Source organism: Microbacterium sp. STRO-1N (assembly GCF_057748015.1).
The window spans coordinates 3355880-3376706 of sequence record NZ_CM173234.1 but is presented as its reverse complement, the minus strand read 5'-3'; the positions used below and the strand labels follow the sequence as shown (position 1 = coordinate 3376706).

Below are 20827 nucleotides of genomic sequence, written 5' to 3'. Positions count from 1 at the left end.
ATGACTCGCACCATCCCCCATTTCGTAGGCGGATCGCTCCTGACCCCGAACTCCGGGCGCTTCACAGACGTGTTCGACCCCAGCACGGGAGCCGTCCAGGCCCGTGTGCCGCTCGCGAGCGCCGATGAGGTCCGCCGCGTGATCGCGAACGCCGAGGCGGCGCAGCCCGCGTGGGCCGCGACCAACCCGCAGAAACGCGCCCGTGTGCTGATGCGCTTCCTCGATCTCGTGCACCGGGACATGGACGACCTCGCGCGGCTGCTCTCCGCCGAGCACGGCAAGACCTTCGACGATGCAAAGGGTGACATCCAGCGCGGTCTCGACGTCATCGAGTTCGCCGTCGGCGCGCCGCACCTGCTCAAGGGCGAGTTCTCCACCGAGGCGGGGACGGGCATCGACGTGTACTCGCTGCGTCAGCCGCTCGGCGTGGTCGCGGGCATCACGCCGTTCAACTTCCCGGCGATGATTCCGCTGTGGAAGGCGGGCCCTGCGATCGCCGCCGGCAACGCCTTCGTACTCAAGCCGAGCGAGCGCGACCCGTCGGTTCCGGTCCGACTGGCGGAGCTGTTCTTCGAGGCCGGTCTGCCGGAGGGCATTCTCAACGTCGTCCACGGCGACAAGGAGGCCGTCGATGCGCTGCTGGAGGACGACCGTGTCAAGGCGATCGGCTTCGTCGGGTCCACACCGATCGCCGAGTACATCTACGCCACCGCGGCCGCGCACGGCAAGCGCGCGCAGTGCTTCGGCGGCGCGAAGAACCACCTCGTCGTCATGCCGGACGCCGATCTCGACCAGGTCGTCGACGCTCTCATCGGCTCCGGCTACGGATCGGCGGGGGAGCGCTGCATGGCGATCTCGGTCGCGGTGCCGGTCGGAGACGAGACGGCTGATGCCCTCGCGGCCAAGCTCACCGAGCGCGTCGCTCAGCTGCGGATCGGGCCGTCGCTCGCGGAGGGCGTCGACTACGGACCGCTCATCACACGCGCTGCCGTCGACCGCGTCACCGACTGCATCCAGCAGGGTGTGGACGCCGGGGCCACCCTCCTCGCCGACGGCCGAGGCCTCGTCGTCGACGGGTATGAGGAGGGGTTCTACCTCGGACCCACGCTGTTCGACCATGTCACGACCGAGATGTCGATCTACCGCGAGGAGATCTTCGGTCCCGTGCTTGTGATCGCGCGGGCGCGCGACTACGAGCAGGCGCTGGCGATGGCATCCGATCACGAGTACGGCAACGGCGTCGGCATCTTCACCCGCGACGGTGACGCCGCCCGTGACTTCGCCGCTCGCGTGAACGTCGGGATGGTCGGGGTGAACGTGCCGATCCCTGTGCCGCTCGGCTACTACACGTTCGGCGGCTGGAAGCGCAGCGGGTTCGGCGACCTGAACCAGCACGGACCGGATTCCTTCCGCTTCTACACGAAGACCAAGACCGTGACGAGCCGCTGGCCGGCGCACGGCGTCCGCGACGGAGCCAGTTTCGTCATGCCCACCACCCGCTGATCCCCATCCGCTGATCCCACAAGGAGCATCGATGACCCTCATCACCACCACGACCGAGGAACGCCAGGCGATTCTGCAGGCGGTGCGCGAGTTCGCCGAGACCGAACTGGCGCCGTTCGCGCAGGAGCGCGACGAGCACCACATCTTCCCGCGCGAGAGTCTTCAGCTCGCGGGAGAGCTGGGCTTGGGCGGCGTGTACGCCAGTGAGGACTTCGGCGGAACCGGATTGTCGCGCACCGACACGGTCGCGATCTTCGAGGAGCTCGCGAAGGGCGACCCGGCCGTCGCCGCCTACATCTCGATCCACAACATGGTGGTCGGGATGATCGACCGCTACGGCGACGAGGCGCAGCGCTCGCACTGGCTGCCGATCCTCACCGCGATGAACGGCTTCGGGGGCTACTGTCTGACCGAACCGGGTGCGGGATCCGACGCCGCAGCCATCGCCACCAGCGCGATCCGCGACGGCGATGAGTACGTGCTCACCGGCGTGAAGCAGTTCATCTCCGGCGCGGGCGGGGCGGCCGTCTACGTCGTGATGGCACGCACCGGCGACGCGGGAGCGCGGGGCATCACGGCGTTCCTCGTCGCGGGTGACGCCGAAGGGCTGAGCTTCGGGGCCCCCGAGAAGAAGATGGGCTGGCACGCCCAGCCGACCAGGCAGGTGATCCTCGACGAGGTGCGGGTGCCGGTGTCTGCACGGCTCGGCGACGAGGGCGGCGGTTTCAAGATCGCGATGTCGGCTCTCAACGGCGGGCGCCTGAACATCGCCGCCTGTTCGCTGGGCGGCGCGCAATGGGCCCTGGACAAGGCGATCCGGTACGTCCACGAGCGCTTCACCTTCGGCGAGCCGCTCGCAGACAAGCAGAGCATCGTGTTCGCGATCGCCGACATGCGCGCTCAGCTGCACGCGGCGCGGCTCATGGTGCAGGATGCCGCGGCCGCCGTCGATCAGGGCGACGAGGACGCATCGGTGCGGTGCGCGATGGCCAAGCGCTTCGCGACGGATGCCGGCTTCGACGTCGCCAACCGCGCGCTTCAGCTCCACGGAGGCTACGGCTACCTGCAGGACTACGGCATCGAGAAAGTGGTGCGCGACCTGCGCGTGCACCAGATCCTGGAAGGGACGAACGAGATCATGCAGCTCATCGTCGGACGCGAGACTCTGAAGGTCGCGTCATGAGAATCGCGTTCCTCGGCCTCGGTCACATGGGCCTGCCGATGGCGCACAACCTCATCGCCGCCGGTCACGAGGTCACCGGCTTCGACGTGGTGCCGCAGGCGCGCGACGCCGCGGCATCCGCCGGCGTCCCCATCGCCGATTCCGGAACGGATGCCGCGGCATCCGCCGAGGTCGTCATCACGATGTTCCCGGCCGGCGCGCACGTGCTGTCGGCCTATCGCGAGGGCCTGCTCGAGGCGGCGCCGGCGGGGACGCTGTTCATCGAGTCGTCCACGATCGCGGTCGCCGACGCGCAGGAGGCGCATGCGCTCGCCGTCGCCGACGGGCATCGACAGGTCGACGCCCCCGTGTCCGGCGGCGTCGTGGGGGCGGAGAACGCGACGCTGGCCTTCATGGTGGGCGGAGCGGACGATGACTTCGCCGCGGCGCAGCCGATCCTCGAACACATGGGCAAGCGCATCGTGCACTGCGGCGGACCGGGGCTCGGACAGGCCGCGAAGGTCTGCAACAACATGATCCTCGGGGTGTCGCAGATCGTGGTCGGCGAGGCGTTCGTGCTCGCCGAGCGCCTCGGCCTCAGCCACGAGGCACTGTACGAGGTCGCGTCGAACGCATCCGGTCAGTGCTGGGCGCTGTCGACGAATTGCCCGGTGCCAGGGCCGGTGCCCACGAGCCCGGCGAACCGCGACTACCAGCCCGGCTTCGCCGGTGCGCTGATGGCGAAGGACCTCGGACTCGCGCTCGAGGCGATCGAGCAGACCGGCACCGACGCTCGCCTCGGACGCCTCGCGCAGGAGATCTACGCCGCCTACGCGGCAGGCGACGGCGCGAAGCGCGACTTCTCCGGCATCATCACCGACATCCGCGACGGCTCCGTGTGAGGATCGTCTCGAGGGTTCGAATCGCTCGAATGACCGCTCTCGACGCATTTCTGCGGTCATTCGCGCGATTCGAAACCGGCGAGTGAGGAGGCTCCCATGAGCGAGTACGACACGATCCTGGTCGAACAGCGCGGCCGCGTCGGATGGATCACACTGAACCGACCGCACGCTCTGAACGCCCTGAACGGGCAGGTCGCCGACGAGGTGACGGCCGCCGCGGTCGCATTCGACGCGGATGACGGGATCGGCGCGATCGTCGTCACCGGAAGCGAAAAGGCGTTCGCGGCCGGCGCAGACATCAAGGAGATGGAGTCGATGACGGCATCCGAGATGCTCGCCACCGACCATTTCGGCGCCTGGAACGACTTCGCCGCGGTCCGCACGCCCGTCATCGCAGCCGTCAGCGGCTTCGCGCTGGGCGGCGGGTGCGAGCTGGCGATGATGTGCGACATCATCCTCGCCGCCGACACCGCGAAGTTCGGGCAGCCGGAGATCAACCTCGGCGTCATCCCCGGCATGGGCGGGACGCAGCGGCTGATCCGCGCGGTCGGGTACTACAAGGCCGCCGAACTCGTGCTCTCCGGTCGGCTGATCGGCGCCGAGGAGGCCGAGCGTGCCGGGCTCGTCTCGCGGGTGGTCCCGGCATCCGAGCTGCTGGCCGAGGCGTCGACGCTGGCCGAGACGATCGCGTCCAAGTCCCTGCCGAGCATCTACGCGGCCAAAGCCGCGCTGGATGCCGCGATGGAGACGAGTCTCGCAGAGGGCCTCGCACACGAGAAGCAGGCGTTCGCCGCCCTGTTCGACACCGCGGATCAGAAGGAGGGCATGGCGGCCTTCCGCGAGAAGCGCGCGCCGCGGTTCACGAACAGCTGAGCCCGCCGCGCGTCAGGCGCGCAGCGCGGCGAGCACCTTCTCGACGCGACGGGCGCGCGTCTCGTCCGTCTTCGCCTCGGCGACCTGGCGCGCATGCTCCTTGCGCTTCGAGTACGACAGGGCGTCGAAGGCGGCGCGCAGCCCGGCATCCGCATCGAGCGCGTCGGCGAGGGTCGGCGGGATCTCGACCTCGCGCTCCGCCGTGTCGACCGTGATCGTGACGTCGATCTCCTGGTCCTTCTCGAGACCCATCTCGGCACGGGCGGCCTGGCTGAATCCGATCAGATTCCGCCCACCCATCCGGGCCAGGCGCAGCCGGATGCTGCGGTCGCCGAAGGAGACGACCACGGGAAACACCTTGCCGGCGCCGAATGCGGCGACCTGCTCGTCGGTGAGCACGATCGCGGCCGCGGGCCCGCTCGATTCGAGGATGGTGTGCAGGCGCAGCTCGGTCATGCCCGACAGATTACGCGCGCTCGACCTCGGCGGCCAGGATGGCTCCGCGCTCGTCGATCAGCCGCCGCATGTATTCGCGCATGAACAGCCGGTCGACGAGTGCGCCGATCGGCCCGAACGGAGAGCGCAGCGTGATGGTGTCGCGCATCAGCGTGCCGTCCGGATGCTCCTCGAAATCGTGCTCATGCAGGAAACTCGCGAACGGACCCGCGATCTGGCGGTCGCTGAATCCATGCGGCGGGTCGAGATCGAAGACGACGGAGGTCAGTCGGAACGGGATGCCGAAGTGCCGCGCGCGCCAGGTCACGGTCGCCCCCTCGGTGAAGACTCCGCCCTCGGGTCCGGCGACCATCGTCTCGCCGTATCGCGCCATCGTCCGCACATGCAGCTGCGGGTCGAGGGATGCCGCGCACACCCGCGCCGGCGTCGCGCGGATCACGCGTTGGACGACGAAGGAGGGCGTCACAGCGGATCGGGCTGCGGGCGGGGGTCGGTGAAGTCCCCGGCATCTTTGCGCAGGCGTGCGACGATGCCGACCAGATCGGCCGCATCCTCTGGACTGATGCCGGGGTCGGCGAAGACCTCGGTGTTCAGCGCCGTGGTCGCCCGCTCCACGAGCTCGCGGCCCGCATCGGTGAGCGCGAGCATCGCCGCTCGGCCATCGTGCGGATGCGGTTCGCGCAGGATCAGGCCGTCGCGCACCAGCCGGTCGGCCGTGCTGGTGACCGTCGTCGCGTGCACCTGCAGGCGCGACACCACGCTCGACAGCGGCAGGCGTCCACGACGGCTGAACGCGAGCAGGCGCAGCACCTCGTAGCGGGCGAACGACAGCTCGAAGGGCTTGAGCGCGGCGTCGACCCTGGCCAGGAGCAGCTGCTGCGCCCTCATCACCGAGATGACGACGGTCATGCCCTCCGCGGCATCCGTCCAGCCGTGCGCGAGCCATTGCCGCTTCGCCTCGGCGAGCGGATCGATCGGCAGGGGTCGATGCTGGGCCACGCATCCACGGTACTCGGCCCTGCCGCCGAGTCGGTGCGGCGCGCTACGCTCGGATCGTGGAGCGCTCGACGGTCGTCGGCGGTGAGACTCAGTCTCACCGGACTAGAATCGAAGTGTCGTGAGGAGCAATCGATGAAGATCTTCGTCCTGGTCAAAGAGGTGCCCGACACCTACGGCGATCGCAAGCTGAACCTGGAGACGGGCCTGGCCGACCGCACGGCGGGTGATGTCGTCCTGGACGAGATCACCGAGCGAGCGCTCGAGGCAGCGCTCAGCTACGCGGACAAGAACGAGGGGACCGACGTCGTCGCCCTGTCCATGGCGCCCGAGTCATCCACGGCTTCCGTTCGACGCGCTCTTGCGATCGGCGCGGGGTCGGCCGTGCATGTCGCGGACGAGCAGCTCGTCGGAGCTGATCTGGGACTCACAGCCGAAGTGCTCGCCGCCGCGATCCGCCGCGGCGAGCCCGACCTGGTCATCACGGGCAACCTCTCCACCGACGGATCCGCCGGCGTCATCCCGGCGATGCTCGCCGAGCATCTCGGCTTCGCGCAGGCGACGGCGCTGAGCGCGGTGGAGATCACCGCCGACGGCGTCGCGGGCACCAGGGCAGCGGATGCCGGATCGCAGCAGGTCTCGGCATCCCTTCCGGCGGTCATCTCGATCACCGAGGCGCTGCCCGACGCGCGCTTCCCGAACTTCAAGGGCATCATGGCGGCGAAGAAGAAGCCGCTCGAGGTGCTCTCGCTCGCCGATCTGGGTGTCTCAGCCGACGCGGGCGCTGCCCCGCGGACCATCATGACCTCGGTCTCGGAGAAGCCTCCGCGCGCGGCGGGTATCAAGATCACCGATGAGGGGGATGCCGCACAGCAGTTGGTCGACTTCCTCGTGCAGAACAGGCTGGTGTGAGCATGGGCTACCCCGAGAACTCCATCCTCGTCCTCGTCGACGTCACGCCGGCCGGTGATGCCGCCGGCAGCACGGCCGCTCTGATCGGCGCGGCGTCGTCCGTCGGCAGCCCTGTGGCGCTCGTCCCCGGCGGATCGCAGAGCGCTGTGGATGCCGCGGCCGCCGCCGGAGCGTCCGTCGTGCTCACCGCAGCGGTCGATGACACCGCGCTGGTCGTGCCGCTCGTCGACGCCCTGCAGGCGGCCTTCGAGAAAGTGTCTCCGGATGCCGTGCTCATCTCCAACTCGATCACAGGGCGCGACGTCGCCGGCCGACTCGCGGTGCGCACGCGCAACGCCGTCTCCGTGGATGCGATCGGGGTCTCCCGTGACGACGAGGGCATCGTGGCGCACCACTCCGTCTACGGCGGTGCGTACCTGGTGGATTCCGCGCCGACCTGCGGAGCTCCGATCATCACCGTGCGCCAGGGCGCCGTCGACACGCGCGCAGAAGCGGTGGCGTCACCGACCGTCGAAGAGCTCTCCGTGACGGGTTCCGGCGCACCGGCCGCCACGGCCGGGCCGATCGAGGCCGTCGAAGTCGCCTCCTCCCGGCCTGACCTGCGCGGGGCCGCGCGCGTCGTGTCGGGTGGACGGGGCCTGGGCTCGAAGGATCAGTTCGCCCTGGTGGAGCAGCTGGCCGACGCGCTGGGCGCGGCGATCGGCGCTTCTCGCGCGGCCGTGGATGCCGGATACATCCCGTACGCCCATCAGGTGGGGCAGACCGGTGTCTCGGTCTCGCCGCAGCTGTACATCGCTCTCGGCATCTCCGGGGCGATCCAGCACCGCGCCGGCATGCAGACCGCCAAGACGATCGTCGCGATCAACAAGGACGGCGAGGCGCCGATCTTCGAGATCGCCGACTTCGGCATCGTCGGAGACGTGTTCGCCGTCGTGCCGCAGCTGATCGAGGCCCTCGAAGCACGAGGGAAGTAGTCGGATGCTGCGTCGCGGACTGCCACGTGTGCCGGGCGGAGAGCCCTGGCCGCCGGGCGATGTGCCCACCTCGCTCGTCGAGGCGCCGGTCGCCGCGTCCGTCGTTTCCACTTCGGGGGCCGACACGCCAGATGTCGGACAATCCCGCGAAGAGCGTCCGACAAGTGACGTGCCGGTCCCCGGAGGGGATGCCGCGGCCACCGCCACGGCGTCTGCCGCAACCGGCCCGCTGCGTCGCGGTCTCCCGCGTGCACCCGGTGGCGAGCCCTGGCCTCCCGCAGATTCGGCGATCACCAGGAAGGTGAGTGTCGCCGCGGCGTCGGCCTCTGGCGATACCGGGACGTCGGTTCGGAACGAGGCGGCCGCGGTTGCTGCGACGGCGGGCACCGCCGCAGCGACGACCAGCGCGGCAGCACGTGCTGACACGTCGAATGCCCCTTCGCCCGTGACCGGGCGGGAGCCTGCGGCGGTCCACGAGCGGGACACCGCCTCGAACTCGCTGCGCCGAGGGCTGCCCCGCACGCCCGGTGGGGAGCCCTGGCCTCCGGCAGGCATCGTGCTCGCACCGAGTGTGCTCGCCAACGCGCCGACGGGCGCTGCACCGATGTCTCCCGCCCCACCCGCCGTCTCTACGATTCCGGGGGCCGACACGCCAGATGTCGGACCGATTGGCGATGAACGTCCGACAGGTGGGTCGGCCCCCCAAGTGGTGGCCTCGGCCAACGCCGCGCGTGACGTCTCCGTCCCGCTGGCGGTCCCGCGCACCGTCTGGAACGGCGTCGCCCCGAAGCACATGCCGGTCTCGGCATCCGACGGCGGGAAGCGGCCGACGTGGACCCAGGCCATCGCCGGTCTCCTCGGCCTCGCGGGACTCGGCATCCTCGGCATCGCCGCCATCGCGTTCGTCCGGACGATCCTCAGCACCCCGGTCATGGTGGATTTCCTCGCCGCGTTCCCCGGCGAATATCACCTCCCGGAGGGGACGCAGCCCGGGATCCCCGGATGGGTGGGCTGGCAGCACTTCTTCAACATGTTTCTGATGGTGCTGATCATCCGCACCGGTCTCACGGTGCGGTCCGAGAAGCGCCCGACGGTGTTCTGGACCTCGCGGCGCAACCCCAAGTACAAGATCAGTCTCACGCTGTGGCTTCACCAGGCGCTGGATGTGCTCTGGCTCGTCAACGGCGTGATCTTCATCGTGCTGCTGTTCACGACAGGGCACTGGGTACGGGTCGTGCCGACCAGCTGGGAGGTCTTCCCCAACGCGCTGTCGGCCGGCCTGCAGTACGTCTCGCTGGATTGGCCGACCGAGAACGGCTGGGCGAACTACAACAGCCTGCAGCAGCTGGCCTACTTCGCGACGATCTTCCTCGCCGCCCCGCTCGCCACCATCACCGGTGTGCGGATGTCGGGCATCTGGCCGAAGAACGCCGAGAAGCTCAATCGGGCGTACCCGGTCGAGTGGGCGCGCGCGGTGCACTTCCCGGTGATGATCTACTTCATCGCGTTCATCGTCGTGCACGTGATCCTCGTGATGGCGACGGGCGCTCTGCGCAACCTGAACCACATGTACGCGTCGCAGGACCTCGTCAGCTGGACCGGGTTCTGGGTGTTCATCGCGTCCCTCGCGGTGATCGGCATCGGCTGGTTCGCCGCACGCCCGCTGATCATCGCCCCGATCGCGAAGGGCTTCGGGAACGTCTCAGGGCGCTGAATCCGACGATCACGGAGGACAACATGGCAGAGGCATACATCGTCGACGCGGTCCGCTCGCCGGTCGGCAAGCGGGGCGGTTCGCTCTCCGGCATCCATCCGGCCGACCTCGGAGCGCACAGCCTGCGCGCGCTCGTCGACCGCGTCGGCGTGGATCCGGCCGCGATCGATGACGTCATCATCGGAGCGATCGACGCGATCGGCGGCCAGGCCGGCAACGTCGGGCGCACGGCCGTGCTGGTCGCCGGGTTCCCCGAGCACGTGCCGGGCGTGACGATCGACCGCCAGTGCGGATCGAGTCAACAGGCCGTGCACTTCGCCGCACAGGCCGTCATGAGCGGGACAGCGGATCTCGTGATCGCCGGTGGGCTGCAGAACATGTCGCAGCTGCCCATCCTGTCATCGGCCTCCGCCGGTGAGGCGTACGGCTTCACCACCCCGTACGCGGAGTCGCCCGGCTGGCAGAACCGTTACCCGGGCCAGGAGATCTCGCAGTTTCTCGGCGCCGAGCTGATCGCTGAGAAGTGGGACATCACCCGGGAGGCGATGGAGCAGTACGCACTCGAGAGCCACCGCCGTGCCGCTGTCGCGCAGGACGACGGGCGCTTCGACCATGAGATCGTGCCGCTGAACGGACTCGCGGCGGACGAGGGCGTCCGCCGCGACACCAGTCTCGAGCGTATGGCTGGTCTGCAGCCGCTGCGCCCGGGTGGCCGTCTGACCGCGGCGGTCGCCTCGCAGATCAGCGATGCGTCGAGCGCCGTTCTCATCGCCGGCGAGCAGGCGGTGAAGGATCACGGGCTCACCCCGCGGGCGCGCATCCACCATCTCTCGGTACGCGGGGATGACCCCGTCTTCATGCTCACCGCGCCGATCCCCGCCACCCGGCACGCGCTCTCGCGCGCAGGAATGACGATCGACGACATCGACCTGTTCGAGGTCAACGAGGCCTTCGCCTCGGTCGTGCTCGCCTGGATGCGGGAGACCGGCGCGCCCCACGAGAAGGTGAACGTCAACGGAGGCGCGATCGCCCTCGGACATCCGATCGGTGCGACAGGTACGCGCCTGATGGCGACGATGCTCAACGAGCTCGAGCGCACCGGAGGCCGCTACGGGCTGCAGACGATGTGCGAGGGCGGCGGGGTCGCCAACGTCACGATCATCGAACGCCTCTGATCACCGGCATCCCTCACGCGACGCCAGGATGCCGTGGCGACCGGCTCAGCGGACGAAGCGGACCTCGGTCAGCGTCTCGCCGAGGAACGGCTCGGTGTGCGAGGCGCCATCCAGATGGAAGCCGTTGCGCGTGTAGAAGCGGTGCGCGCGCGGGTTGTCTCCGGCGACCCACAGGTACAGCGGCTCATCCTTCTCCACAGCGGCATCGAACAGCTTCTGCCCGAGACCGGTGGAGTGCCAGGCATCCAGGAGGTAGATGAAGTAGAGCTCGCGATTCGCGGGAGCATCCTTGTCGCGCGCAGGGCCGGAGCCGACGAAACCGACGATCTCCCCGTCGACGAGCGCTGCGCTCATCTTGAACTCGGGACCCTGGATGGCCCAGTGCGTCCACAGCTCGGCGAGTCGCCGGGGTGAGACCTTCTCGAGTGCTGCCTTGCTGATCAGGTGGTCGTAGGTCTCGTGCCAGCACTGTGCGTGCACACGACCCAGAGCCTCCGCGTCCACATCACGGACCGGACGGACGATGACTTCTGGCTGGGCTTCGGCGCTCATGCCCGTGACTCTACGCGCGGGTCGGGAGAACCGGAAATCTACGCTCTGTAGAAGAACCTGCTCATGATCGGGGTACGCTCGCACCTTGTGAACGTGATCTGGCGGACCCTGCTCGTGATGTGGAGCGCACGGCGACGTGTGCGACGCGAAGGACGCATCGCGCCGACCGAGGTCGGCCGCATCCGGCTCACGACGCTGCCCACCGACATCGACGTCCTGCGGCACATGAACAACGGCCGCTACCTCTCTCTGTTCGATCTCGGCCGCTGGGATCTGCTCGTGCGCACCGGCATGAGCGATGTCATGAAGCGCAACGGCTGGTACGCGGTCGTCTCCGCCGAGACGGTGACGTTCCGCAAGTCGCTCGAGCTCTGGCAGCGCTTCGACATCGAGTCGCGGCTGCTCGGCCACGACGACAAGGCGATCTACATGGAGCATCGGGCCGTCGTGGGCGGCGAGATCTACGCCAGGGTGATCGTCAGGGCCCGGATGCTGAAGCGCAGCGGCGGGACGCTCTCGCACCAGGAGCTGTTCGCCGCGGTCGGTCGCCCGGAGGGCATCCCGGACGTCGAGCCGTGGATGCACGAGTGGGCCGCTGCGTCCGCGCTGCCGTCGACGCGCGCCGAGGCGCCCAGCGTCTGGTCGTGACGCGGCACGAGCGCTAACGTGGCTTCGTGCTGACCCTCCTCTCGTCGACGTGGCGCGTGCTCGCCGGGCATTGGCCCGCGCTCGTCGCGTGGTACCTGGCGGGGTACCTGGTGCACTTCGGGCTCATTCAATTCGCCGGATGGGTCGGCGCGTACACGGGCACCGGTGGCATCCTGCTGCTTCCGCTCGCGATCCTGGCGCGGCTGATCGCCTTCGTGGCGATGTTCCTCGTCGTCCGCGACGGGCTGCGCGAGCTGCAGGCGATCGCGCCGGTGCCGCAGGCGGCATCCGAACGGCGTGAGACCTTCCTGAACACGCTGCTCGCCAGCATCCTTCCCTTCTTCGCGGTGTACGCGGCCTGGGGAATGCTCCAGGACGACGTGATCGCGTACGACCATCGTGCGCTCCAGGTGCGCAGCGACATCAGCTGGCAGGCCATCGCGAACCAGACCGAAGCGCCGACCGGTGGGGTCGGCAGCAACCTGACGCTGGATGCGATCACGGGTGTGCTGATCGTCCTGGCTTTCGCCGGACGATGGGCGTGGAAGAAGTGGCCGAAGAAGCTCCCGGCTCCGTTCTCCGTGGTGGCGGTGTACCTCGAGGCCGTCTGGGTGCTCCTCTCGATCATCGTCATCAAGGACGCGCTTGAAGCCGTGAACGCCTGGGTGGACACCCGCGTCGGCATCCAATGGGCACTCGATTTCCGTGAGTGGGTGAGTGCGCAGCTCATCCCTGTGGCGTGGGTGTGGGACAGTCTCGAGTGGTTCATCGGGCAGCTCGCCGGTCTCGTGGTCGAACCGCTCGCCTGGCTCGCGATCGCCGGAGTCATCTACGGCCAGGCGATCGCGGCCGAGAAGCCCAAGCTCGACATCGCCCTGTACAAGCGGGCGCGTACGCACGCGGAGAAGGTGCCGACTCTGCTGCGTCGGATGCTGGGGCAGCTCGGTGCCGAGTTCACGTCGCGCTTCACCCCGATCGTCGACGCGATCGTGCTGATGTGGCGTGCCGGGCCGCTGCTCATCGGGACGTTCATCCTGCTCTACACGATCGTGCTCGCCGGTGACACGACGTTGAGTTACCTCGTGACCAGGGTCATCGGGCCGCAGAGCCGCGTCGATTTCTGGTTGGTCGTCAACGACGCGCTGACCCTCTGCCTCGCTCTCCTCATCGAGCCCATCCGCATCAGCGTCGTCGCGGGTGCCTACGACACCTCACTCGGCGCGCTGCGCCGGCACCGGATGGTCGAAGCCGCGAACACGCCGACGGGCGGTCAGGGCTCGACCGAGAACCTGATGAATGAGGGGTAGGAATTGATCTCGGCCACCTCGACCCAGAACGGTCCCTCTGCATCCGCGGGCACGATGTATCCCACGATGATCTCGTACGGGACGACCGGCCCCGGGTTGCCGTTCTCGTCATCCTCCGGTTTCGTGCAGTTCGTCGGCTCCTCGGCCGAGTAGGGGATGCCGAGCTCGGTCGTCATCTCCTCCCAGCGCCGCCCGGTGTCCTGCTCCACCAGGACGGGCGAGAAGCAGGACGGCGACTCGCCGTGCGGGTCCACGGGAACGGCAACGGCGATCACCCGGGCATCCGATGGCGCCGTGAGCTCTTCCGCGTCAGTGACATCGACCGCCCGCACCGGGCCCCACGTGGCGTCGGCGAGCTCGGCGGTCTCGCCCTGATCGACATCCATCGGGATCGTCGGCTGATACAGGTAATACCGCGACCAGGCGACGCCCACCAATGTCGCGGTCGCCACGGGGATGAGGACAGCCAGAGCGATGAGCGCGAGGCGGTTGCGCCGCCACCAGCCGGTCACGGGTGCGTCCAATCGGTTCCGCGGACCTCGGCCTCCGCGACCGGAGTGAGTGCGCCGAGGTCGATCTCGAGCTCGGCGATCGAGTCGACGCGGGTGTCGTCCTTCGCGGACAGCTGCAGGACGGCGGTGCGATCGCGTGCGTCCTCGGGGAGTTCGAACGCGAGCGCTCCGCTCTTCGAAACGCCCGTCACCAGCGGCGCCGACAGGAACGATGGCATGCGCTCGCTCGCACGGAACGACTGATCGCCGACGAGCAGCGTCGCGCCCTTGAAGCTCATTCCGTATTGGTCGAGGTTCGCTTCGGCATCCACCTCGACGACGAGCCAGGTGCCCTCGGCGCTCCAGCCTCCCGCAGCCGACACCGTGTCGGCGAGCGTGACGTCCTGCACCGTCACCGTGAAATCGCGGCCGACGGCCGCCTCGCCGATCGTCACCGGAACCACGAAGGGTTCCGCGGACGCGCTGTCATCGGGGGCGGCGAGTGCCACCAGCCACGCGCCGACCAGCAGTGCGGCGGTGATGATCCAGGGGGTCGCTCGCTTCATTCCTCCTCCTCGATTCCCGCACCGACATCCTCGACGGCGAGCGTGGCGTACGCACCGGTCTCTTCGTCTTCCCAGTACTCGCCGTAGACGAAGAACTCGCCTGTGTACTCGGTCGCGGTGGGCAGGGTCAGGCGGATGCCATCGCCGTCGGCCAGGCCGGAGGCAGGGAGCGCCCACGTCAGCACCAACTGCGCCGGCACCCCGGGCTGCAGCCAGGGGGAAGCGGTCGTATCGTCGTATCGAGCGACAGCAGGCGCGATGTCAGGCAGATCGTCGACGCGGATCGCGGTGAGCGATCCCTTCGCCGACGAACTCGATGGACGAGCAGCGTCGTCGACGTTCGTGACGTCCATGATGACCACGAGCAGGCGTTCGCCCTCCTTCGGACGGACACCGGTCTCGTTGAGCTCATCGATGAGCACCGCGCGCTGCGGAGTCATCTCCCACCCGGCCCCGGTGAACGTGTCTCCGGCGACGAGTTCGGGCAGTGGCGGCTCGGGGACGGCCTCGAGGCCGCCGAACGCGGCGGTGGCACCGAGGATGAGCACGGTCGCGGCGCCCCCGATCCACTTCGTGGAGACGCGGGAGGTGACGGCGGAGACCCATTTCTTCGGCTGGGCATCTGTTCCTGCAGGCGCCGTCGAGGACGCGGACGCCAAGGCGGCGTCGACCGCACCCTGCGCTGCCCCCGACCGAGTCACGGCAACATCCTAGAGTTCCGGCGGGTCACGGTGAAACACGACGATGCCGCATGGGGGTTGAAGATCAAGGTGATCGCGGACGTGACGCTCACCATGATCACTCTGGTCGGGATGCTGACGAACCCGATCACAGCGGTGGGCGCCGGGCCGATGATGATCATCAAGAAGAAGCTGCTGAACGCGGCCGTCGACATCGCTGTCGAGGAGGCGATGAACCAGCTCCTGCCGATGATGATCGAACCCCTCGCGGGCGAACTGCCGGGAATCGTGATGGCGGCCCTGGACGCGCCCCTCGTCGAGGCCGTCGTCGGAGACGCCGACGAGTTCTACGTGGATCTGCAGGCGCTCGAACAGGCGGAGGACGAGATGGAGATGCACGCGACCGATATCGACACGCTGATCGATCGACTGATGGTCGATCTGTCCGGCCTGAACCTCTCGGGGAGCTGACGCATGGCTGGGAGAGCGGACGCGATCAAGGATGCGATGCAGAACTCCGTCGACGATCTGGCACCTGCCCTTCGGCCGGTGGGCGGCGTCCCGCGCAACATGAAGGGGAGACAGGGCACCAACCGCGATGGGGTCGAGAACGTCGATCATTTCGACGATAAGCCCGATGCTCCGGATGTGTCGAACCCGCGTCGTCCGACGGAAGCCGGCGGAGAATCTGATTCGAACGCGGGAACCGGGCGGAACGATGGGAGGGATGAGCGGGGCCGGTTCGTCGGCGACGGCAACAGGCCATGGGCCGACCGGGAGCAGGTCGGCCTGGACCGGGTGGCGGACAGGGAAGGCGTCGACGTCATCAGGGATCAGGTTCGAGCCACGATCCCCGGCGTCCGAAAGCCGGGTGCATCGACCGATCAGCCGCGCTACTACGACGGGCTGTTCAAGAACCCGGATGGCACGTACACGGGTGTCGAAGTCAAGAGCGGAACAGCCACCCGCGACCCCGCACAGCGTTTGTTCGACGGTACCGTTAGTAGAGACAGGCCCGCCGGCGCGATCCTCGATGGTGAACGCATCGAGATCATTCAGGTGATTTTGGAGAAGGTGGAATGACTCGACGAACGCATGTCGTGGAATCGAACGGAGTGAGCCGAGGGCCGCTCATCGACACGATGCGGCCGTATCCGGAGGCGATCCGCTTCTCGCTGAACCGCATGAACGGCTCATCATTCTGGGCTTACAGCCTGTGGCGTGCGCCGGAGGGCGCTGACCTGCTGGACGACATCCCGCTGTCCGACGAGTACATGCAGTGCGCAGGTTCGGCGGAGGCGTTGACGATCGAGGTGCGCACGCTCGATGCGGACGGAATGCCGCATCAGTACACGGTCGGCAAGCCCGGTGAGCAGACCGGAGACCCCACCGAGGTCATCCGGTGGGATGATGGGCGACACAGTACGAAGGTGTTCCCGAACGAGGTGTTCACCGCGGATGAGGCCGCCGAGGTGTTCTACGCCTATTTCCTCACGGACACCGTTTCCGCCCCATATGTCCTGCGCGAGCTCGACCTGTCCTGGCCACCGGCCCGCGGCTGAATCGGAGAAGATCCCATGACCGACAACACCGACCGCACGCCGGATCCGCGCCGGCAGGATGTGCCGCCGCCGGCACCGCATCTGCCGAACCCCGGTGCCGGCTATCCGGGTACTTCGCCCGCCGGAGGCGGCTACCCTGACCCGACCGTTCCCGTGGTCTATCCGCCGACCGGCGCACCCGGAGACCAGCAGCTCGGCAACGCCGCGCCCTACGCTCCCGGATACGGCGCCCCGTCCGCGTACGCCGGACCGCCGTCCGCGGCGGCACCAGGACCGGGCGGCCTCGCGATCACCGCGCTGATCCTCGGCATCGGCGCTTTCCTCATCGGCTGGATCCCCTTCGTCGGACTCATCGTCGCGATCGCCGGCATCGTGGTGGGCATCATCGCCGTCCGTCGCCGCCAGGGGCGTCCGCTCTCGATCACCGGCCTCGTCCTCTCGGGCGTCGGCTTCCTGATCGCTCTCGTCATGACGCTGATCATCGCCGTGCTCATCCCGATCGCCGTCGAGGACTCGTACTCCTCGAGTGCCGGCGTCCACGGCTCGGTCCAGGTGGTCCCCGACCAGAGCTGACACCGACACGGCGCCCTTCGCTGTGCCTCAGCGGGAGACGGCCAATGCGCTCCTAGGCTGTGGCCATGGTCGCCTTACCCGTGTCGTCCGATCCTCTGTCCGAGCGCGCGGTCGCGCTCGTGCGGCGCTGGGTCGCCGAGGCCGCGATCGTCGAGCCGGACCCGGCGTCCGCGCGCCTCGCCGAGGTGCTGCGCGACGAACGCGGTCTCGCCTTCACGCTCGGATTCGTGGACGGCGTGCTCCGGCCGGAGAGTCTGAGCGCCGCTGCAGCCCAGCTGCATCGGATCGCTCCCGACGTCCCCGGGTTCCTGCCGTGGTACCTGCGGGGTGCGGTACGCGTCGGCGGCGGGATCGCCCAGGCGCTGCCTGCGCCGACCGTGCCCATCGCCCGTCGGGCACTGCGCGAGATGGTCGGCCATCTGATCGTGGACGCGCGCCCGGCGAAACTGGGAGCCGAGATCGGACGCATCCGCGAGAGCGGCGCGACACTCAACATCAATCTGCTCGGTGAGGCCGTGCTCGGCGAGTCAGAGGCCAAGCGCCGTCTCGACGGCATCCACGATCTGATCCGGCGCCCGGACGTCGACTACGTCTCGGTCAAGGTCTCATCGATCCTCAGCCGTCCGGACCCGTGGTCCTTCGACGAGGTGGTGGATGCCGCGGCCGCACGCCTCCTGCCCCTCTACGTCACCGCGCTCGAGCACGGCGTGTTCATCAATCTCGACATGGAGGAGTACCGCGACCTCGATCTCACGATCGCGGTGTTCACCCGCATCCTCGAGGAGCCGCGGCTCGCGCACCTGGAGGCGGGGATCGTGCTGCAGGCGTACCTGCCGGACGCGCTCTCGGCCCTCCGCGAGCTGACCGCGTGGGCGCGCGACCGCGTCGAGCACGGCGGGGCGCGCATCAAGGTGCGCCTCGTGAAGGGCGCGAACCTGCCGATGGAGCGGGTGGATGCCGTCCTGCACGGGTGGCCGCAGGCCACCTACGACACCAAGCTCGACACCGACGCCAATCATCTCCGCCTGCTCGACGAGGCACTGCAGCCCGACAACGCGGCGGCGGTGCGCGTCGGCGTCGCAGGGCACAACCTCTTCGACATCGCGTACGCCCATCTGCTCGCAACCGAGCGCGGGCTGTCGACACCGGCGGACGTGCGCGAAGGCGGCAGTCCGGATGTCGAGTTCGAGATGCTGCTCGGGATGGCCGAGGGGCACCGTCATGCCGTGTCGAAGGATGTCGGCCCGATACGGCTGTACGTCCCCGTGGTGCATCCGCGCGAGTTCGACGTCGCCATCGGGTACCTCGCCCGTCGTCTGGAGGAGAGCGCCTCGGCCGAGAACTTCCTCTCCGCGGCCTTCCACCTCGCCGAGGACGAGACACTGTTCGTCCGGGAACAGGACCGCTTCCTCGACGCCCTCGAGCGGGCAGAGCAGCGCACACTGCGGACCACGCCGCACCGCACACAGGACCGCCGCGCACCCGTGCACGAATCCGTGCGCACGGTGCCGCCCGCTCCGGAGGCCGAGACCGACCTCACGAACATCGTGCTCGGGATCTCCCGCGGTTCCAGGGACGATCCCTTCGTGGAGACCGCGGTCTACTCGCAGCTCGAGGCCGCCCCGGATGCCGGTGGGGCGCCGGGCTTCGAGAACACCGCCGACACCGATCTGTCGCTCGCGGCGAATCGCGAGTGGGCCCGTGGCATCCGCTCCCGCATCAGCGGATCGACCGCCGGGCTCGACACCGTGCGCACAGCGCGCGTGGCGGACGAAGCGGAGGTCGATGCCATCGTCGCCCGACTGCGGCGCGGCGGTGAAGAGTGGGGAGCGCGTCCGGCTGCGGAGCGCGCCGAGGCGCTGATGCGCGCCGCCGTCGCTCTGGAGTCACGCCGTGCCGAGCTCATCGAGGTCGCGGCGGACGAGACGGGCAAGCTGCTGTCCGAGGGAGACATCGAGGTCAGCGAGGCGGTCGATTTCGCACGCTACTACGGCGCCAAGGCGCGCGAGCTCGACGCCGTTCCCGGCGCGACGTTCATCCCCTCGAGAGTGACCGTCGTCGCGCCGCCGTGGAACTTCCCGCTGGCCATCCCCGCCGGGGGAGTGCTCGCCGCGCTCGCCGCAGGTTCTGCGGTGGTCCTGAAGCCGGCGCCGCAGGCGCGTCGATGCGCTGCGGTGATCGCCGAGGCGCTGTGGCAGTCCGGCATCCCTCGTGACGTGCTCGCGTTCGCGGATGTGCCTGAAGGCCCTCTCGGACAGGCGCTCATCGCGCATCCGGACGTCGACAGGGTCGTGCTGACCGGGTCGTGGGACACCGCCGAGCTGTTCCGATCCTGGCGACCGGATCTCCCGCTGCACGCCGAGACGAGCGGGAAGAACGCGATCGTGGTCACATCGTCCGCCGACGTCGATCTCGCGGTCGCCGATCTCGTGCGCAGCGCGTTCTCGCATGCAGGGCAGAAATGCTCCGCGGCATCCCTGGCGATCCTGGTCGGACCCGTCGGACGCTCGCACCGTTTCGCCCGACAGCTCGCCGACGCGACGCGCTCGTTGCGCGTCGGATGGCCGGCCGAGGCCCGCGTCGACGTCGGACCGGTGATCGAGCAGCCGCAGGGCAAGCTCGCCTGGGCGCTGAGCGAACTGGAGCAGGACGAGCGATGGATCGTCCGCCCCGCACCGGTGCCAGGCGATACGAGCGGCCGGCTGTGGAGTCCCGGCATCCGCGCGGGGGTGCTGCCCGGATCGAGATTCCATCGCGAGGAGTTCTTCGGACCGGTGCTCGGCATCATGCACGCACCCGATCTGGAGCGGGCGATCGACCTGCAGAACCAAGTGGCGTACGGCCTCACCGCGGGGCTGCACACGCGCGACCCCGAGGAGCTGGCGCTCTGGCTGGAGCGCGTCCAGGCCGGCAATCTCTCCGTGAACCGCGGCATCACGGGCGCGATCGTGCAGCGCCAGCCGTTCGGAGGATGGAAGCGCTCGTCGGTCGGCCCCGGCGCCAAGGCGGGCGGGCCCAACCACTTGATCGGACTCGGGACGTGGCGTGCCGGCAGTGGTGCTCCGGCGTCGAGCACGCTGCATCTGCGCGGACTCGACGGACGCATCACAGACCTCATCGAATCCGGGCAGCCCTCGTTGGACTTCGAGCGGTTCGAGTGGCTGCGTCGCGCGGCGCTGTCCGACGCGATCGCCTGGGACCGCGAGTTCGGGCAGGTGCGCGACGTGTCGCAGTTGGAGGTGGAGCGGAATCTGTTCCGCTACCGTCCGGTGGCCGTGTCGATCAGGGCGACAGCGGACGCCGGGTGGCACGAGCTGCTGCGGGTCATCGTCGCAGCGATCCGTAGCGGTGCCGGGTTCTTCGTCTCCACACCCGTCGGCCTGCCGGCGGAGGTCCGTCGATCTCTCACCGAGCTCGGAGCGGCCGTCGCGGTCGAATCGGACGACGAGTGGGTGCAGCGGATGTCGCAGCGCGACCCGGAGTCCTCGGACGGTGAGGCGCGCCCTCCGCGGGTGCGGCTGGTCGGATCCCGCGAAGCTGTCGCCGAGCTGCACCGGCTGTTCGCCGAGGCGGTGGCGGGCGACCCCGATGTGGCGGTGTTCGACGGCGAGGTCACCGCGGCCGGCCGCATCGAGCTGCTGGCGTTCCTGCACGAGCAGTCGATCTCGATCACCGCGCACCGCTTCGGCCAGCCGGACCCCTGGAGCGCCGCCGTTATCTGATCCGCACACGGCAGGTGTAAAGAATTCTTGACATTGGTCGGCCGCAGGCGTAGCTTCCG

The 20827-nt window shown here is 68.8% G+C and carries 22 protein-coding genes; 15 read left to right on the top strand and 7 right to left on the bottom strand.

The window, feature by feature from the left end:
- The 4 genes from AC3ANJ_RS16435 (at nucleotide 1) to AC3ANJ_RS16420 (ending at nucleotide 4440) form a co-directional block, all read left to right on the top strand.
- A complete protein-coding gene (locus AC3ANJ_RS16435) occupies nucleotides 1-1503 on the top strand; it encodes a CoA-acylating methylmalonate-semialdehyde dehydrogenase (RefSeq protein WP_488317225.1) in 1503 nt (500 codons plus the stop codon).
- Nucleotides 1504-1534: 31 nt separating this feature from the next.
- A complete protein-coding gene (locus AC3ANJ_RS16430) occupies nucleotides 1535-2686 on the top strand; it encodes an acyl-CoA dehydrogenase family protein (protein WP_488317224.1) in 1152 nt (383 codons plus the stop codon).
- Nucleotides 2683-3567, top strand: coding sequence for a 3-hydroxyisobutyrate dehydrogenase (mmsB, locus tag AC3ANJ_RS16425; RefSeq protein WP_488317223.1), 885 nt, complete (start codon nucleotides 2683-2685; stop codon nucleotides 3565-3567). The genes AC3ANJ_RS16430 and mmsB overlap by 4 nt, the downstream gene beginning before the upstream one ends.
- A gap of 96 nt (nucleotides 3568-3663) precedes the next feature.
- Entirely contained in the window at nucleotides 3664-4440 is a 777-nt protein-coding gene (locus AC3ANJ_RS16420) for an enoyl-CoA hydratase-related protein (RefSeq protein ID WP_488317222.1), read from the top strand.
- Between the two features lie 12 nt (nucleotides 4441-4452).
- Here AC3ANJ_RS16420 and AC3ANJ_RS16415 read toward each other — a convergent pair whose 3' ends face one another.
- From AC3ANJ_RS16415 to AC3ANJ_RS16405, 3 genes are read right to left on the bottom strand one after another with little or no spacing between them, the layout of a single operon-like run.
- On the bottom strand, nucleotides 4453-4896 hold the full coding sequence (locus AC3ANJ_RS16415) for a YdeI/OmpD-associated family protein (RefSeq protein ID WP_488317221.1): 444 nt from the start codon (nucleotides 4894-4896) through the stop codon (nucleotides 4453-4455).
- A gap of 10 nt (nucleotides 4897-4906) precedes the next feature.
- Nucleotides 4907-5362: an SRPBCC family protein gene (locus AC3ANJ_RS16410; protein ID WP_488317220.1), complete on the bottom strand. Its 456-nt coding sequence runs from the start codon at nucleotides 5360-5362 to the stop codon at nucleotides 4907-4909.
- Nucleotides 5359-5895 carry a MarR family winged helix-turn-helix transcriptional regulator gene (locus AC3ANJ_RS16405; protein WP_376176620.1) on the bottom strand — a complete coding sequence of 179 codons (537 nt, stop codon included), beginning with the start codon at nucleotides 5893-5895 and terminating at the stop codon, nucleotides 5359-5361. Before AC3ANJ_RS16405 ends, AC3ANJ_RS16410 begins: the two co-directional genes overlap by 4 nt.
- Before the next feature lie 132 nt (nucleotides 5896-6027).
- On the opposite strand from AC3ANJ_RS16405, the gene AC3ANJ_RS16400 reads away from it, so the two are divergent.
- The 4 genes from AC3ANJ_RS16400 (at nucleotide 6028) to AC3ANJ_RS16385 (ending at nucleotide 10667) form a co-directional block, all read left to right on the top strand.
- Nucleotides 6028-6804 carry an electron transfer flavoprotein subunit beta/FixA family protein gene (locus tag AC3ANJ_RS16400; RefSeq protein WP_488317219.1) on the top strand — a complete coding sequence of 259 codons (777 nt, stop codon included), beginning with the start codon at nucleotides 6028-6030 and terminating at the stop codon, nucleotides 6802-6804.
- A gap of 2 nt (nucleotides 6805-6806) precedes the next feature.
- Complete coding sequence (locus AC3ANJ_RS16395; RefSeq protein ID WP_488319300.1) at nucleotides 6807-7778, top strand: electron transfer flavoprotein subunit alpha/FixB family protein; 972 nt, start codon at nucleotides 6807-6809, stop codon at nucleotides 7776-7778.
- 706 nt (nucleotides 7779-8484) lie between these two features.
- On the top strand, nucleotides 8485-9492 hold the full coding sequence (locus AC3ANJ_RS16390; RefSeq protein WP_488317218.1) for a cytochrome b/b6 domain-containing protein: 1008 nt from the start codon (nucleotides 8485-8487) through the stop codon (nucleotides 9490-9492).
- Between the two features lie 23 nt (nucleotides 9493-9515).
- Nucleotides 9516-10667, top strand: a complete 1152-nt coding sequence (locus tag AC3ANJ_RS16385; RefSeq protein ID WP_488317217.1) for an acetyl-CoA C-acetyltransferase — start codon at nucleotides 9516-9518, stop codon at nucleotides 10665-10667.
- A 45-nt stretch (nucleotides 10668-10712) separates the two neighbouring features.
- On the opposite strand, the gene AC3ANJ_RS16380 is transcribed toward AC3ANJ_RS16385, so the two are convergent.
- The gene (locus AC3ANJ_RS16380) at nucleotides 10713-11219 is read right to left on the bottom strand and encodes a GNAT family N-acetyltransferase (protein ID WP_406248831.1); all 507 of its coding nucleotides are present in this window, start codon (nucleotides 11217-11219) and stop codon (nucleotides 10713-10715) included.
- A gap of 87 nt (nucleotides 11220-11306) precedes the next feature.
- Between AC3ANJ_RS16380 and AC3ANJ_RS16375 the strand changes: the two genes are divergently transcribed.
- Both AC3ANJ_RS16375 and AC3ANJ_RS16370 read left to right on the top strand, forming a co-directional pair.
- Nucleotides 11307-11867, top strand: a complete 561-nt coding sequence (locus AC3ANJ_RS16375; RefSeq protein WP_406250474.1) for a thioesterase family protein — start codon at nucleotides 11307-11309, stop codon at nucleotides 11865-11867.
- Between the two features lie 26 nt (nucleotides 11868-11893).
- A complete protein-coding gene (locus AC3ANJ_RS16370; RefSeq protein ID WP_488317216.1) occupies nucleotides 11894-13174 on the top strand; it encodes a hypothetical protein in 1281 nt (426 codons plus the stop codon).
- Here the strand turns inward: AC3ANJ_RS16370 and AC3ANJ_RS16365 are convergent.
- Genes AC3ANJ_RS16365 through AC3ANJ_RS16355 form a run of 3 tightly spaced genes read right to left on the bottom strand, consistent with a single transcriptional unit; the run spans nucleotide 13138 to nucleotide 14932 of the window.
- Nucleotides 13138-13686: a hypothetical protein gene (locus AC3ANJ_RS16365; protein WP_488317215.1), complete on the bottom strand. Its 549-nt coding sequence runs from the start codon at nucleotides 13684-13686 to the stop codon at nucleotides 13138-13140. The two genes, AC3ANJ_RS16370 and AC3ANJ_RS16365, sit on opposite strands and share 37 nt — an antisense overlap.
- The gene (locus tag AC3ANJ_RS16360; protein ID WP_488317214.1) at nucleotides 13683-14231 is read right to left on the bottom strand and encodes a DUF4352 domain-containing protein; all 549 of its coding nucleotides are present in this window, start codon (nucleotides 14229-14231) and stop codon (nucleotides 13683-13685) included. The genes AC3ANJ_RS16365 and AC3ANJ_RS16360 overlap by 4 nt, the downstream gene beginning before the upstream one ends.
- Entirely contained in the window at nucleotides 14228-14932 is a 705-nt protein-coding gene (locus tag AC3ANJ_RS16355) for a hypothetical protein (protein WP_488317213.1), read from the bottom strand. Before AC3ANJ_RS16355 ends, AC3ANJ_RS16360 begins: the two co-directional genes overlap by 4 nt.
- A gap of 30 nt (nucleotides 14933-14962) precedes the next feature.
- On the opposite strand from AC3ANJ_RS16355, the gene AC3ANJ_RS16350 reads away from it, so the two are divergent.
- The 5 genes from AC3ANJ_RS16350 (at nucleotide 14963) to AC3ANJ_RS16330 (ending at nucleotide 20768) form a co-directional block, all read left to right on the top strand.
- Nucleotides 14963-15382, top strand: a complete 420-nt coding sequence (locus tag AC3ANJ_RS16350) for a hypothetical protein (RefSeq protein ID WP_488317212.1) — start codon at nucleotides 14963-14965, stop codon at nucleotides 15380-15382.
- Between the two features lie 78 nt (nucleotides 15383-15460).
- Nucleotides 15461-15994, top strand: a complete 534-nt coding sequence (locus tag AC3ANJ_RS16345; protein WP_488317211.1) for a hypothetical protein — start codon at nucleotides 15461-15463, stop codon at nucleotides 15992-15994.
- Complete coding sequence (locus AC3ANJ_RS16340; protein WP_488317210.1) at nucleotides 15991-16473, top strand: hypothetical protein; 483 nt, start codon at nucleotides 15991-15993, stop codon at nucleotides 16471-16473. The genes AC3ANJ_RS16345 and AC3ANJ_RS16340 overlap by 4 nt, the downstream gene beginning before the upstream one ends.
- 15 nt (nucleotides 16474-16488) lie before the next feature.
- Nucleotides 16489-17046 carry a DUF4190 domain-containing protein gene (locus AC3ANJ_RS16335; RefSeq protein WP_488317209.1) on the top strand — a complete coding sequence of 186 codons (558 nt, stop codon included), beginning with the start codon at nucleotides 16489-16491 and terminating at the stop codon, nucleotides 17044-17046.
- Between the two features lie 65 nt (nucleotides 17047-17111).
- A complete protein-coding gene (locus AC3ANJ_RS16330) occupies nucleotides 17112-20768 on the top strand; it encodes a proline dehydrogenase family protein (RefSeq protein WP_488317208.1) in 3657 nt (1218 codons plus the stop codon).
- Nucleotides 20769-20827 lie beyond the last annotated feature (59 nt).

Bases quoted from the DNA above. Each gene is read 5' to 3' on its own strand.
- AC3ANJ_RS16380 (WP_406248831.1), bottom strand. From the start codon at position 11,219: ATGAGCGCCGAAGCCCAGCCAGAAGTCATCGTCCGTCCGGTCCGTGAT.
- mmsB (WP_488317223.1), top strand. From the start codon at position 2,683: ATGAGAATCGCGTTCCTCGGCCTCGGTCACATGGGCCTGCCGATGGCG.
- AC3ANJ_RS16335 (WP_488317209.1), top strand. From the start codon at position 16,489: ATGACCGACAACACCGACCGCACGCCGGATCCGCGCCGGCAGGATGTG.
- AC3ANJ_RS16430 (WP_488317224.1), top strand. From the start codon at position 1,535: ATGACCCTCATCACCACCACGACCGAGGAACGCCAGGCGATTCTGCAG.
- AC3ANJ_RS16420 (WP_488317222.1), top strand. From the start codon at position 3,664: ATGAGCGAGTACGACACGATCCTGGTCGAACAGCGCGGCCGCGTCGGA.
- AC3ANJ_RS16395 (WP_488319300.1), top strand. From the start codon at position 6,807: ATGGGCTACCCCGAGAACTCCATCCTCGTCCTCGTCGACGTCACGCCG.
- AC3ANJ_RS16330 (WP_488317208.1), top strand. From the start codon at position 17,112: ATGGTCGCCTTACCCGTGTCGTCCGATCCTCTGTCCGAGCGCGCGGTC.
- AC3ANJ_RS16385 (WP_488317217.1), top strand. From the start codon at position 9,516: ATGGCAGAGGCATACATCGTCGACGCGGTCCGCTCGCCGGTCGGCAAG.
- AC3ANJ_RS16360 (WP_488317214.1), bottom strand. From the start codon at position 14,231: ATGAAGCGAGCGACCCCCTGGATCATCACCGCCGCACTGCTGGTCGGC.
- AC3ANJ_RS16415 (WP_488317221.1), bottom strand. From the start codon at position 4,896: ATGACCGAGCTGCGCCTGCACACCATCCTCGAATCGAGCGGGCCCGCG.
- AC3ANJ_RS16435 (WP_488317225.1), top strand. From the start codon at position 1: ATGACTCGCACCATCCCCCATTTCGTAGGCGGATCGCTCCTGACCCCG.
- AC3ANJ_RS16340 (WP_488317210.1), top strand. From the start codon at position 15,991: ATGACTCGACGAACGCATGTCGTGGAATCGAACGGAGTGAGCCGAGGG.
- AC3ANJ_RS16400 (WP_488317219.1), top strand. From the start codon at position 6,028: ATGAAGATCTTCGTCCTGGTCAAAGAGGTGCCCGACACCTACGGCGAT.